This is a genomic window from Natrinema soli, assembly GCF_028618695.1.
In genome coordinates this window covers 1-13,166 of the sequence record NZ_JAQIVI010000587.1, presented here as the reverse complement: position 1 = coordinate 13,166, position 13,166 = coordinate 1, and the positions used below count along the sequence as shown (strand labels likewise).

Annotated in this window: 11 protein-coding genes and 1 pseudogene; 10 read left to right on the top strand and 2 right to left on the bottom strand. The window is 63.6% G+C overall.

Annotated features, from left to right (window positions below):
* The coding region (locus tag PGX04_RS27130; protein ID WP_273741332.1) for a DUF7117 family protein at positions 1 to 474 on the bottom strand (474 nt) is incomplete at its 3' end.
* 361 nt (positions 475 to 835) lie between these two features.
* Between PGX04_RS27130 and PGX04_RS27125 the strand changes: the two genes are divergently transcribed.
* The 7 genes and pseudogenes from PGX04_RS27125 (at position 836) to PGX04_RS27095 (ending at position 7,893) form a co-directional block, all read left to right on the top strand.
* Positions 836 to 1,564, top strand: coding sequence for a hypothetical protein (locus tag PGX04_RS27125; protein ID WP_273741331.1), 729 nt, complete (start codon positions 836 to 838; stop codon positions 1,562 to 1,564).
* 487 nt (positions 1,565 to 2,051) lie between these two features.
* Positions 2,052 to 2,198 carry a hypothetical protein gene (locus PGX04_RS27120; protein ID WP_176548075.1) on the top strand — a complete coding sequence of 49 codons (147 nt, stop codon included), beginning with the start codon at positions 2,052 to 2,054 and terminating at the stop codon, positions 2,196 to 2,198.
* A gap of 452 nt (positions 2,199 to 2,650) precedes the next feature.
* On the top strand, positions 2,651 to 2,926 hold the full coding sequence (locus tag PGX04_RS27115; RefSeq protein WP_226041352.1) for a PadR family transcriptional regulator: 276 nt from the start codon (positions 2,651 to 2,653) through the stop codon (positions 2,924 to 2,926).
* A gap of 225 nt (positions 2,927 to 3,151) precedes the next feature.
* Complete coding sequence (locus PGX04_RS27110) at positions 3,152 to 4,450, top strand: MgtC/SapB family protein (RefSeq protein WP_273741330.1); 1,299 nt, start codon at positions 3,152 to 3,154, stop codon at positions 4,448 to 4,450.
* Between the two features lie 60 nt (positions 4,451 to 4,510).
* A complete protein-coding gene (locus tag PGX04_RS27105; RefSeq protein ID WP_273741329.1) occupies positions 4,511 to 5,857 on the top strand; it encodes an aminotransferase class III-fold pyridoxal phosphate-dependent enzyme in 1,347 nt (448 codons plus the stop codon).
* A gap of 400 nt (positions 5,858 to 6,257) precedes the next feature.
* Positions 6,258 to 7,626, top strand: a pseudogene (locus PGX04_RS27100) (RNA-guided endonuclease TnpB family protein).
* Positions 7,627 to 7,638: 12 nt separating this feature from the next.
* The gene (locus PGX04_RS27095) at positions 7,639 to 7,893 is read left to right on the top strand and encodes an AbrB/MazE/SpoVT family DNA-binding domain-containing protein (RefSeq protein WP_273741328.1); all 255 of its coding nucleotides are present in this window, start codon (positions 7,639 to 7,641) and stop codon (positions 7,891 to 7,893) included.
* A 131-nt stretch (positions 7,894 to 8,024) separates the two neighbouring features.
* Here PGX04_RS27095 and purD read toward each other — a convergent pair whose 3' ends face one another.
* Positions 8,025 to 9,317, bottom strand: a complete 1,293-nt coding sequence (gene purD, locus PGX04_RS27090; protein ID WP_273741327.1) for a phosphoribosylamine--glycine ligase — start codon at positions 9,315 to 9,317, stop codon at positions 8,025 to 8,027.
* A gap of 141 nt (positions 9,318 to 9,458) precedes the next feature.
* On the opposite strand from purD, the gene thyA reads away from it, so the two are divergent.
* The 3 genes from thyA to PGX04_RS27075 form a co-directional block, all read left to right on the top strand.
* A complete protein-coding gene (gene thyA / locus PGX04_RS27085) occupies positions 9,459 to 10,475 on the top strand; it encodes a thymidylate synthase (RefSeq protein WP_273741325.1) in 1,017 nt (338 codons plus the stop codon).
* Entirely contained in the window at positions 10,472 to 11,026 is a 555-nt protein-coding gene (locus PGX04_RS27080) for a dihydrofolate reductase (RefSeq protein WP_273741324.1), read from the top strand. Before thyA ends, PGX04_RS27080 begins: the two co-directional genes overlap by 4 nt.
* A 138-nt stretch (positions 11,027 to 11,164) precedes the next feature.
* Positions 11,165 to 13,166 (top strand): thioredoxin domain-containing protein (locus tag PGX04_RS27075; RefSeq protein ID WP_273741323.1); only part of this gene is annotated, 2,002 nt, incomplete at its 3' end.

The window sequence follows — 13,166 nt, the reverse complement described above, 5'->3', positions numbered from 1 at the left end:
GACGGCGTTCGCGTACGCGAGCCCGCGGGCCGCCCGCAGCGATCGCGGGACGTCCTCGGCGGCCGGGCGATCGCCCTGATCGGCGTCTCGGAGCAGCGAGAGGAAGTACAGCTCCTCGCGATCCTCGAGGCGAATCTCGCGCGCGACGATGTCGGCGACGTGGAGCAGTTCGATCGCGGCGAGATAGGTGTCGTCGAGCTCCCGAAGGGTGCCGGCGTTGACGAACCCGCGGCGGCGGACGTACTCGCGACAGCGATCGCGGGCTCGTTCGGCGAGATCATCGGTCCCGATTTCGTCGATCGCGTTCCGAACGGGGGTGAGGTCGAACGCCACCTGCATATCGGTGTGTTCGGTACGCTCGTCGACGCCGACGCTTTGCAGACTTCCACAGGCCGGACAGCCGACGCTACCGGTCTCGTAGTACGACCAGCGGGTCCCACACTCCGTGCACTCGCGCTCACCCCGGATCTTCATAGCCGGGGCTACGGCGGGGACACCAAAAGTCCCATCGGACCCGGGGTTCCGGTATCGCAGAGTCGTCGCTACTGTTGGGGCGAGCAGTCGCTTCGGTCACCACCGCCGTCTCGCGACACGCGCTAGTTGCGTCACTGACTACGATACGCCCTTGACGAACCAGTCACCGAACGGCCTCGGCCGAACCGATCACCGAAACGACAGTTGATTCGCGCTGAGTATCGATTCTCGTGATCATTCTGATCTATTGATAGTGGAAGCGCGATGACTGTCATCAGCCGCTGAGCGCCGTTCAATAGGTGATTAACGGGCGGCAGACGCAGGCCACATCGAAACCAGCCAGACGGTTCTATCCAGGTATATGTCCCGGAGACTGAACCGGCGAACGTTCGTGACCGCGGCAGGAACAGTAAGTGCGCTCGCGCTCGCCGGCTGTGCCGATAGCGGTCCCGGCGGCGACAACGAATCAGACAATGAGACCGGTACGACCGGCGACGAAAACGAGTCCGAGGACGGCGGTAGCGAGACGTACACGCTGACCGTCACAGTCGAAGGCTCTGACGGACCGGTCGAAGGTGCAGCCGTCACCCTCGAGCAAGCCGGGACGACCGGTGGAGGCGAGGGCGGCACCGGCAACGAATCGGACAACGAGACGTCGACCGACGGAATCGGCAACGAGTCCGAGAATGAGTCCGATGGCGGAATCGGGAACGAATCCGGAAACGAATCGGAGAACGAGTCCGATAGCGGAATCGGCAACGAATCTGGCAACGAATCGGAGAACGAAACCACGACCGACGGTGGCGCGACGGATATCGGTCAAAGCTTCCCGATGGAAGACGAGACGGACGAGAACGGCGAGGTCGAATTCGAGGAACTCGAGGACGGCGAGTACACCGTCACCGCCGAAAACGAGGGCGAGGAGACCGAAGACGACGTCGAAATCGACGGCGACGACGAGGAAGTGACGCTGACGTTCGGCGAGGGCGACACGACCGGCAACGAATCCGAGTCGGGCAACGAGACCGAAACCGGAGACGGGAACGAAAGCGACACCGGAGATAACGAGACGAACGGGACCGGCAACTAAACGGCCCCGCTGATCCCTATCGCGGGAGCCGTGTCCCGTCGCGTCGATCAGTGCTACGAACAAGGCTGCCGAAATTGCCCTGTAGTGACGGCTGAAACGATGGACACACCCGATCGAACGCTGCTGTGCGATCGGGTGTGCAGTGACGTTCAGTGGCGACTATATTTTTCCGGCGGTGACACCGTCGGTCGACGCGGTTCGTGTATCGATCGCACGGTCGCTCGTCTCGGTTGCCGACGATCGCTGAAACGCATTCGAGCGATCGCTGGATGCTGACCGACGACACACCGAGCGACGGTCACCGCTGGTCGCGATCCATTCGTAACCGTTTCGACCCGTTCGTAACCGTTTCGCGACGGAACGCTCGATTTCGTGACGAAACAGTGCGGTCGACCGGCCGCACCCGTTGCGGAACGCCTCGAGCCGATCGAGGTGTCACCGGACGGCGTGTGGCGGTTTTTTGTCTCGCCGGCCGATAGTGGCGGGTATGCGCGACGAAGAAGAAGTCCGGGAGCAGTACGAGTTCATCAAAGAACACCTCGAGAGCGACGAGATGCGCCACGACGGCGTCGAGCAGATGTTCACCTACTACAAACGGGCATTAGGCTGGGTACTGGAGGAGGAACACATCTGAAGACGTCGGGGCCGGGAGACCTGACCGCGATCACGCGTTGTCGTTACATTTAAGTACACACAACAAAATCTTCTACGTGACGCTTCGCTTGGAGGGCCGAAGCGTCAGCGGGGACCAATTCAGGGCGGCAAGCAATCGCGTGACATTTTTCCGTCACGCGATCTGCTTTCCTGTTTCAACGAACGTACAACGCAGTGGCAAAGCTTCGTTCTGATCGATTTCACTGAAGCCCGGTATCGACGTCTGTACCCAGTGTAATCGTACCGAAACGAAATGCATGTACTGTAAACATGAACCTCGGATTATGAGAGACTCGCCGGACGATTCATCACGGGCGTTATGGATATCGCTCGCGCGAAACGACGCGTCTCGCTGGTAATAGCACTCTTTCGCTCGTAACAACCCGATAGCCTTATTAAAATTCGACAGTAAGTACGATTGGTACTTTCCCAATGTACGACCTGACAGGATTTCAGCGTGACTTGCTCTACGTCATCGCTGGCGAGGACGAACCTCACGGACTGGCGATCAAAGAGGAGCTCGAGCAGTACTACGAGAAGGAGATTCATCACGGTCGGCTCTATCCCAATCTCGACACCCTCGTCGACAAGGGGCTCGTCGAAAAAGGGCGCCGAGACCGTCGAACGAACTTCTACACGCTCACACGCCGAGGTCGCCGCGAACTCGAGGCCCGCCGCGAGTGGGAAACGCAGTACGTCGAGCTGTAGCGCGGTCGCCCCGTTCGGTCGCTCCCGTGATCGCCGTCCAAAACGTCCGGGGATATAACTGACAGCCGTCAGTATCGTATTGTCGTCCCCCGTCTGTTCTCGGTTCGTCCGACCGACGACACCGTCGCAGCGTCGCTCCCGGTCGATTCTCGGCGTCGACGCCACCGGTCGTCTCGTCCCGCAGTCGGCAAGTTGCTTATATACGATCACGGTGAACGATCAGGAGTGAACGAGGTCGCGCTGCAGGTCGCCGACGCGCCGCTCGATGAGACGGTCGTTCGGATCGCTCTCGCCGGCGCGCTGGGTATGTTTCTCGGGCTCGAACGCGAGTGGTCCCAGAAGTCCGCCGGGATCCGAACGTTCTCGCTGATCAGCCTGCTCGCCGCCGTCTTTACCGTCCTCGTCGTCGAAACCGAGGGCGTCATCGGGGAGAGCCTCTTGCTGCTCGGCGGCGTGCTCGTGATCGTTCAGGGCGTGTTACTCGCAATCCAGGGCCTCATGAGCGAGGACGACGCCGGGCTCTCGTTGACGACGTCGGTCTCGATGCTCGTCGCCTACGGGGTCGGCGCGCTGGTCACCGTCGGCTTCATCCTCGAGGGAGTCACCGTCGCCGTCCTCTCGTCGCTGTTGCTCGTGTTGAAGCGAGAACTCCACGAGTTCGCGTGGGGGCTCTCCCACCAGGAGATGCGCTCGACGACCGAATTTGCCATCCTCGCGTTCGTCATCTACCCGATTCTCCCCGCCGAGACGACCGTCGAGTTCGCCGGGCTGACGATCCCGCTCGAGCCGCAGGTCATCTGGCTGATGGTCGTGGCCGTGGCGGGAATCGGGATCGCCAACTACGCGATCGTTTCCACCTACGGCGGTCGCGGTATCGCGATCACCGGCTTCTTCGGGGGACTGGCCTCCTCGACGGCGGTCGTCGGGACGATGCTCGATCACGTCAACCAGCGGCCCGAGGCGTCCTCATACGCCGTCGCTGCCATCTTGCTCGCGAACGCCGCGATGGCCGCGCGAAACCTCGCGATCGCGGTCGGCTTTACCGCCGGGAGCGGTTCCGAGATCCTCCTCGAAGCGATCGTTCCGCTCGGGGCCGTCATCGTCCTCGCGTTCGCCGTCGCCGGGCTCACCGCCGACTGGAGCGAGTCCGGGCCGATGGAACTCGAGAGCCCGTTTTCACTGAAAAACGCGCTCGGATTCGGGGCCGTCTTCCTCGTCGTCCTCGTGTTCGGCTCGCTGGCGGAGACGTGGTTCGGCACGCTGGGCTTCTACGCGACCGCGGTCGCGAGCGGTTTCGTCTCGAGCGCCGGCGCGACCACGTCGGCAGTCGTCCTCTACCGCGGCGGGCAACTGGGGGCCGCCGAGGCGACGATCGCAATTTTGCTCGCGACGGTCTCGAGCATCGTCGTCAAGGCCCTGCTGGCGGCGACGTCGACGAACGATGGCTTCCGGAACCGGGTCGCCATCTACAGCACGATCCTGCTGATCGGCGGCGCGCTCGCGTCGGTGTTCGTCGTCGTATAGCGGTTCGTACAGTGTCGTATAGCGGTCAGTAACTTTACCCGATGCCGTCGTAGGTATCGTATGGATCGAGAAACGGCCGAACCGCGGGTAGAGACCATCCCGGGCGACCGGGCCCGCGAGTGGGTCGACTACCACCATCGGTTCGCCGCTCCGAGCACGTACGTCTACGAGTTCGTCTGGGACGCGGGCGGCGAGGCCATCGGCCCGTTCTGTACCGACGTCGACGGCAACGTCCTGCTCGATTTCACGAGCCACGTCGCCGCCGCGCCGCTTGGCTACAACAACCCGACGCTCCGAGAGAAACTCCGCGCGTTCGATCCCGTCGATCCGCTCAAAATCGCGGGCCAGGACTTCTACGTCAGCGGCGGCGGCCGTCCGGCGGATCCCGACTTTCCCGGGCCGACGCAACTGATGGATCGGCTGGTCGCGATGACCGACCGCTACGACATGGATCGGGTCTTCCTCTCGAACTCCGGCGCGGAGGCCGTCGAGAACGCCATCAAAATCTGCTACGCCGCGGGCGGCCACCGCGCATTCACGTTCGACGGCTCGTTCCACGGGCGGACGCTCGGTGCGCTCTCGCTCAACCGCTCGAAGGCCGTCCACCGGAGCGGCTTCCCCGAAATTCCGGGCGTCGTCAGCGTCCCCTATCCCGCGACCGACGAGGAGTACGAAACCCGGTGGCGGACCGACGGCCCCGGCGGCAACGTCGTCGCCGACGCGCTCCACCCCGAGCGCGGCGTGATCGACCCCGACGAGGTCGCCTACCTCATCCTCGAGCCGATTCAGGGCGAGGGCGGCTATCGAGTGGCCCATCCCGAGTTCGCCCGCGACCTCGAGGCGTTGCGCGAGGAGCACGGCCTCCGGATCGTCGCCGATGAGATCCAGTCGGGACTCGGACGGACGGGCGAACTGTGGGCCGTCGACCACCTCGATCTCACGCCGGACGTCATCGCGAGCGGGAAGGGGCTTCGCGTGGGCGCGACCATCTCGCGATCGGACGTCTTCCCGCGGGAGAAGAGTCGACTCTCATCGACGTGGGGTGCGGGGGATCTCGTCGCCGCCATGCAGGGCGTGCTCACGATCGATGTCATCCACGAGGACGACCTCCTCGCGAACGTCCGCGAGCGAGGCGCGCAGTCTGGATCGCGACTCGAGGACGCGATCGCCGACGGCGACGCGCCCGGCGCGGTCGACGTTCGCGGCCGCGGGCTGATGCTCGCCGTCGAGTTCGAGACGAAGGAACGGCGGGACGCGGTGCTCGAGGACGCGTTCGAACGCGGGCTGTTGACCCTCGGCTGTGGCTACAAGACGCTCCGATTGCTGCCGCCGCTCGACGTCACCGAGCGGGAGATCGAACTGGGTGTGGGACTGTTGCTCGAGGCGATCGACGACGTCGCGTCCTGAGGCCCGGTTCGTAATCGATCCGGTTCCCGGAGCCACGTTGCATCACCCGAGAAATGAGGGGACAAATCATTTTGTAACGAATTGCGTAGGGTCGAGTATGCCACATCGGGCCGAGGACGAAACGACGATAAACGACGGCTATCTTTAAACAGCGAGAGAATCCCGCCGTTCACGGCGGGCGTGAATCGCGTCACTCGACTACGCAACCCACAGTCTATAGCAGCCCGAATACCGAACGGAATTTATTAATGCCAAAGTAACGTACAAATAATTGTACGAACTGAAATTGATATGGAGCGAGGAGACGACCTCCATGAACGGGTGAAAGACTACGCCCGCGACAATGGTATCCGACATCCTCGTGCCTACGCTGAACTAATCGAGAACGGATTAGACGCCAGTGACAACGATAACTAAGACGCTTCAAGCGACGTTTGCTCCACCGACAGCCCACAAAGTCGAAACTCGACGACCTACTCAAAACGTACCGTGACGGTCTGCAAGAGGCGTTCGACGCCGGGGTAAGTACCATGTCGTCGGTGAGCGAAATCGTGACGCCCTACGACCTCCCGTATCAGGCCAAGGCGGCTCTCTGCAACTACGTCCCGAAACTGCGGAAGACGTACCACGCCAAGGAGTTGGACGACTCTCACCCGATACGGCTCACGAACCAAGCCGCGAAGTTCGACCACTCCGAAGAACGTGACTACGAGTTCACATGGTGGGTTCCCCGACCGGGACGCGGAACGAACTTCTGGATACCGCTCCGCATCAACCCAGAACAGGAAGACCTCTGGCACGACCTTGTAGCCGAGGACGCGAAGGCGGGAGAGATACGGCTTCAGAAGCATCGGAAGAACTGGGTACTGCACGTCACCGTTGAGTACCCGGTCGAAGAACCAGCGACGGACGGTGACGCCACACACATCGGCTTAGACATCGGAGAAACCGCCCTGATAACGGGCTGTGCCCTCAAGGACGGTTCTCCGACTGACCCGTTCGTGTGTAGCGGAAGCAGAGCGAAGCATCTCCGCAAAGAGATGCACACGACCCTGAAACGCCTCCAAGAGCGTGACGCGTCCGAGTGGCGGATTGACGAACGCTTCGGACACTACCAGAACGCGCTCACCGACATCGTGGAGAAAGCGTCTCGACAGGCTGTCGAGTATACCAAACAGTTCGAAAATCCGGTGTTAGTGATGGAGGACTTGACGTACATCCGTGAGCGTCTTGACTACGGGAAGTACATGAATCGTCGCCTACACTCGTGGGCGTTCGCCCGACTGCAAGGGCGCATCGAGGACAAGGCGACGGAAGCAGGCATCCCGGTCGAGTACGTGAATCCGGCGTACACCTCGCAAACGTGCCACTCGTGCCACCGTATCGGTCGGCGGGACTCACAAGCCGAGTTCCGGTGTCCGAACGACGACTGTCACGTTTCGGCGTTTCAGGCTGACATCAACGCTTCCGCGAATATCGCACGACGGATTGACCCGTGGGGAGAGAGCGTCCCGCTTGACAAGGCGGAACGCGATGACTCGCCACGGGATGGGAGCGGTTGTGACACCGCCATGACTCCGTCCGAGACGGCTTCGCCGTCTCGTGGTCACGAAAGACGCGACGCGTCTTTCGAACGACACCGTGAGACGAGCGTACCAGCGCAGATGACGCTCACGGCCTACGAAGAGTCAGAACCCTCTGCCAGCGTTCACGAGACCGGAGGTCTCGTGCAGCCCGCCAGAACCGAAGGTTCTGGGGACGACGACTAACTGGTATTCCCCATGCGTGGGAAGCCTCGCCGTTTACGGCGAGGAGGATGTCACTCCGTCACGGTTCCGGCAGCGGTCCGGCGCGAACTCGATATCGAATCCGGGGATAAAATCCGCTGGCGCGTCACCGAAGACGGAACGCTTTCCGTCGAAGTCGTGACGCAACGGTACGGTGCGTTTTCCAAATTCGACCCCGTCGGTATTGGTTATGAAACCGACGCGGCCAACGATCACGACCTCATCGCCGGTGGAAATCCCTCTCGCTGACGGACGGAGTCATCGCGGCTTTGGTGTCTACTTGTTCGACGACGGGTTCGATGCGGTCGACTGGACCACTCGTATCACGACGGCAATAGGTACGTTTCAATAATCCACTTCGATCCGGACGGGGCCGGTCACTACTCGCCGCGGAGGTCGTTCATGTGGTCGATTCGCTTCTGGACGAGGTCGGCCTTCCCGATGTCGTGACGGATCCGCAGTCCCTCCTCGCCGGCAACTGCGAGCGCGTCCTCGGCGATTTCCTCGGCCTCGCTGATCGAGTCGGCGACGCCGACCAGCGCAAAGGATCTGGAGGTGGTCGTATAGATCCCGTCGTCGCGCTCGTCGACGCTGGCGTAGTAGAGCAACGCATCGCCGGCGCTCTCCTCGTCGACCTGCACTTTCGCGCCGGCCTCGGGATCCGTCGGGTACCCCTCTGGCACGGCGTACTTGCAGACCGTCGCCTGCTCGGCGAAGTCCAGTTCCGGCGGCGCGTTGCCGTTCCGGGCGGCGGTCAGAATCTCGAGGAAGTCGGTCTCGAGCACCGGCAGCGTGTTCATCGCCTCGGGATCGCCGAAGCGGGCGTTGAACTCGACGACGCGGGGGCCGGTGGTGGTCAGCATGAACTGCCCGTAGAGGATCCCGCGGTAGTCGTCGAGGGCGTCGACGGTGGCCTCGATGATCGAGACCGCCTCGTCGTAGTCGTCTTCGGTCATGAACGGCAGTTCGTCCGTCGCGTCGGTATAGCTCCCCATGCCGCCCGTATTCGGTCCTTCGTCGCCCTCGTAGGCGCGCTTGTGGTCCTGTACGGCGGGCGCGGTACGGAATTCGCCGTTGGCGACGAACGCCTGCACGGTGAACTCCTCGCCGATCAGTCGTTCCTCGAGGACGATCCGGTCGTAGTCCGACTCGCGGATGTACTCCTTGCCCTCCTCCGCAGTCACTTGGTCGCCGATGACCTTCACGCCCTTCCCCCCGGTGAGGCCGGCCGGTTTGATCGCCAGATCGCCGTCATACTCGTCGATATAGTTACAGGCGGCCTCCACGTCGTCGAACGTCTCGAAATCGGGGCAGCCGGGAATGTCGTGCTCCGCCATGAACCGGCGCTGGAACGCCTTGTCCGTCTCGATGCGGGCCGCCTCTTCTTTCGGGCCGAAGGGGTAGACCCCCGCGGCCTCGAGTTCGTCCGCGACGCCGGCCTCGAGGTACGCTTCCGGGCCGATGATGGCGATCGTCGCGTCGACGTCCTCGGCGTACTCGACGACCGCTTTCGGATTCGTCGACTCGAGCGTTTCGAACCCGGACGCGATGCGCGCGATACCGGGGTTTCGGTTGCCGGCGCAGGCGTACAGGTCTGCCTCGCTGTCCTCGAGCGCGCGAGCGATGGCGTGTTCGCGGCCGCCACCCCCGATCAGGAGCACGTTCTCTCGCATGGTCGAAAGCGGAACGCACGAACCTGTAAGCGTTGCTCTTTCCTCGAGCGGAAATATGCACGTTCGTGGTGGGTAGCATCTCGGTCCGGATCGACCGACGGGACGTAACGATCATAAATACGCGTCCGAATGAGGATGATAATGCAACAGTACCTCGAGCTCGTCGACACCGTGCTCTCCACGGGGACCTACAAGCCCAATCGGACCGGCGTCGACACGATTTCGTCGTTCAGCGAGCACTACGAGGTCGACCTCCGGGAGGGGTATCCGCTGCTCACGACCAAGGAGATGGACGGCTACCGCTGGAGCTCGATGCTCCACGAGGTCTGCTGGTATCTCTCCGGGGAAGCGCACATCCGGGACCTCCGCGAGGAGACCAAGATCTGGGACGCCTGGGCCGACGAGGAGGGAAAGCTGGATACGGCCTACGGCCGCTTCTGGCGTCGGTTTCCGGTACCAGATGGGGACGCGCAGCTCGAGGGCGAATCCTGGCCCGACGAGAGCCACCGGTGGGTCACCGAGGAGGCGGACGGACGGCGGACGTTCGATCAGCTCCAATACGTCATCGATACTCTCTCGGACTCGCCGAACTCGCGGCGGCTCGTGGTCAACGCGTGGCATCCCGCCAACGCGGCCGTCTCGACCCTGCCGCCCTGTCACTACTCGTTCGTCTTCAACGTGCAAGGCGACCGGCTGAACTGCCACCTCACGCAACGGTCGGGCGACACCGCGCTCGGGATCCCGTTCAACATCGCGGCCTACGCGCTCCTGACGAAAGTGATCGCGCAGCAGACGGGCTTCGAACCCGGAACCTTCGCCCACACCGTCGTCGACACCCACGTCTACTGCGGTCGTGGCGCGCGCGGCGACTGGTACGCCGACAACCTCGAGACGCTCCAGTCGAAGCTGGCCGACGTCGACGAGCGCGAGGGGTACCGCGAGGTCCGCGAGTGGCTCGAGTCCGAAGCGCCGTCCGAAGCCGAGGGCGACGAACGGCTCGATCACGTCCCCGGCCTGCTCGAGCAGCTCTCGCGGGAACCGCTCGAGCGGCCGACGCTCGAGGTGGCTGACGTCTCGATCGACGAGCTGTCGTACGAGGACGTCGAGCTTCGGGAGTACGAGTCCCACGACGGACTCGAGTTCTCGGTGGCCGAATGAGCGGGGAGCGGGCTGGGAGGGAGGACCCGATGCCGACCCTCGAGACGGACCGCGAACTCGTCGGCATCGTCGCCGTCGCCGACAACGGCGTCATCGGCAAGGAGGGCAACATGCCGTGGCACATCCCCGAGGACCTGCAGCACTTCAAGGAGACGACGATGGACCACCCCGTCATCATGGGCCGGGTTACTTACGAGGGCATCCTCGAGACGCTCGGCGAACCGCTCCCCGGCCGGACCACGGTCGTGTTGACGAGTCGGGACCTCGAGACGCCCAAGAATGTCGTCCTTGCGCACGGACTCGAGGACGCCGTCGAGACGGCTGAGAGGGTCGCGCGAGACCGCCACGACGACACTGATCGGATTTTCGTCGCCGGAGGGGCGACCGTCTACGAACAGTTCCTGCCGGTGGTCGATCGGATAGTCGTGACAGAGGTCCACGAAGAACCAGACGGCGATACCCGCTTCCCCGAGTGGGATCGGGGTGCGTTCGATGAAGTGTCTCGAGACGAGCGCGATGGGGTCGCGTTCGTGGAGTACGAGCGTCAGTAGTACTATAGTAGCCACTGAACCGATTCACGCTCCGCTCACCGCGACACAGCACTCGCCACCGCTGACGGATCGACCGGTGTGTCGCGAATCCCCTCGATCCAACAGTGGTCTTTTCCCTCGATGGAACGAATCGCAAGCATGAGCGATCCGACCCGGCGCAACCGGCTCGAGGAGGAGGAAAGCCCCTATCTGCGCCAGCACGCGGACAATCCCGTCAACTGGCAGCCCTGGGACGAACGGGCTCTCGAGGCCGCGGAGGAACGCGACGTGCCGATCTTTCTCTCGATCGGCTACTCGGCGTGTCACTGGTGTCACGTGATGGAAGACGAGAGCTTCGAGGACGAGACGGTCGCCGAGGTGCTCAACGAGAACTTCGTCCCGATCAAAGTCGACCGCGAAGAGCGCCCGGACGTCGACAGCATCTACATGACCGTCTGTCAACTCGTGACCGGACGGGGCGGCTGGCCGCTCTCGGCGTGGCTCACCCCCGAGGGGAAGCCCTTCTTCGTCGGCACGTACTTTCCCAGAGAGGGACAGCAGGGCCAGCCCGGCTTTCTCGACCTCTGCGAGCGCATCGCCGACTCCTGGGAGAGCGAGGACGACCGCGAGGAGATGGAACACCGCGCCCAGCAGTGGACCGACGCGGCGAAAGATCAACTCGAGGAGACCCCCGACGCGGCGGGAACCGGCACCGAGGCCGGTGCCAGCCCGGAGCCACCCTCGAGCGAGGTCCTCGAGACGGCCGCGGACGCGACCGTGCGAAGCGCCGACCGCCAGCACGGCGGCTTCGGTTCCGGGGGGCCGAAGTTCCCCCAACCCTCGCGCCTGCGCGTGCTCGCTCGAGCGTACGACCGAACCGGCCGTGAGGAGTATCTCGAAGTGCTCGAGGAAGCCCTCGACGCGATGTCCGTGGGCGGGCTCTACGACCACGTCGGCGGCGGCTTCCACCGCTACTGCGTCGATCGGGACTGGACGGTCCCCCACTTCGAGAAGATGCTGTACGACAACGCCGAGATTCCGCGGGCCTTCCTCGCGGGCTACCAGCTCACCGGCGAGGATCGCTACGCCGAGATCGTCGCTGATACCCTCGCGTTCGTCGACCGGGAGCTGACCCACGACGAGGGCGGCTTCTTCAGTACCCTCGACGCGCAGAGCGAGTCCCCCGAGACCGGCGAGCGCGAGGAGGGTGCGTTCTACGTCTGGACCCCAGCAGAAGTCCACGATATCGTCGAGAACGAGACCGATGCGGCCCTCTTCTGTGCGCGCTACGACATCACGGAGTCGGGGAACTTCGAGGGGCGGAACCAGCCGAATCGCGTGGCGAGGGTGTCGGAACTCGCCGGACAGTTCGATCTCGAGGGGAACGAGATCCTGAAGCGACTCGAGTCGGCATGCCAACAGCTGTTCGAGGCTCGCGAGGAGCGGCCCCGCCCCAACCGCGATGAGAAGGTGCTCGCGGGCTGGAACGGGCTGCTGATCTCCACCTACGCCGAGGCCGCGCTGGTGCTCGGCGAGAACGAGTACGCCGAGACCGCGGTCGACGCCCTCGAGTTCGTGCGGGATCGACTCTGGAACGAGGACGAACGGCGGCTCTCACGGCGGTATAAGGACGGAGACGTCAAAGTCGACGGCTACCTCGAGGACTACGCGTTCCTCGCGCGCGGAGCGTTCGACTGCTATCAGGCCACCGGCGAGGTCGATCACCTCGCGTTCGCGCTCGAACTGGCCCGCGTCATCGAGGCCGAGTTCTGGGACGCAGAGCGCGGAACGCTCTACTTCACGCCGGAGAGCGGCGAGTCGCTCGTCACCCGCCCGCAGGAACTGGGCGACCAGTCGACGCCCTCCGCGACCGGCGTGGCGGTCGAGACCCTGCTCACGCTTGACGAGTTCGCTGCTGACGACTTCGAGGGAATCGCCGCGACCGTTCTGGAAACCCACGCGAACACCATCGAGGCGAACGCGCTCGAGCACGCGACGCTCTGTCTCGCCGCCGACCGACTCGAGTCGGGCGCACTCGAGGTGACGGTCGCCGCGGAGGAACTCCCCGAAGCGTGGCGCGACGGGTTCGCGTCGCGGTACTACCCCGACCGAATCTTCGCGCTACGACCGCCGACCGCGGACGGACTCGAGGCGTGGCTCG

Bases quoted from the DNA above. Each gene is read 5' to 3' on its own strand.
- PGX04_RS27105 (WP_273741329.1), top strand. From the start codon at position 4,511: ATGGATCGAGAAACGGCCGAACCGCGGGTAGAGACCATCCCGGGCGAC.
- purD (WP_273741327.1), bottom strand. From the start codon at position 9,317: ATGCGAGAGAACGTGCTCCTGATCGGGGGTGGCGGCCGCGAACACGCC.
- PGX04_RS27080 (WP_273741324.1), top strand. From the start codon at position 10,472: ATGAGCGGGGAGCGGGCTGGGAGGGAGGACCCGATGCCGACCCTCGAG.
- PGX04_RS27115 (WP_226041352.1), top strand. From the start codon at position 2,651: ATGTACGACCTGACAGGATTTCAGCGTGACTTGCTCTACGTCATCGCT.
- thyA (WP_273741325.1), top strand. From the start codon at position 9,459: ATGCAACAGTACCTCGAGCTCGTCGACACCGTGCTCTCCACGGGGACC.
- PGX04_RS27125 (WP_273741331.1), top strand. From the start codon at position 836: ATGTCCCGGAGACTGAACCGGCGAACGTTCGTGACCGCGGCAGGAACA.
- PGX04_RS27095 (WP_273741328.1), top strand. From the start codon at position 7,639: ATGCGTGGGAAGCCTCGCCGTTTACGGCGAGGAGGATGTCACTCCGTC.
- PGX04_RS27120 (WP_176548075.1), top strand. From the start codon at position 2,052: ATGCGCGACGAAGAAGAAGTCCGGGAGCAGTACGAGTTCATCAAAGAA.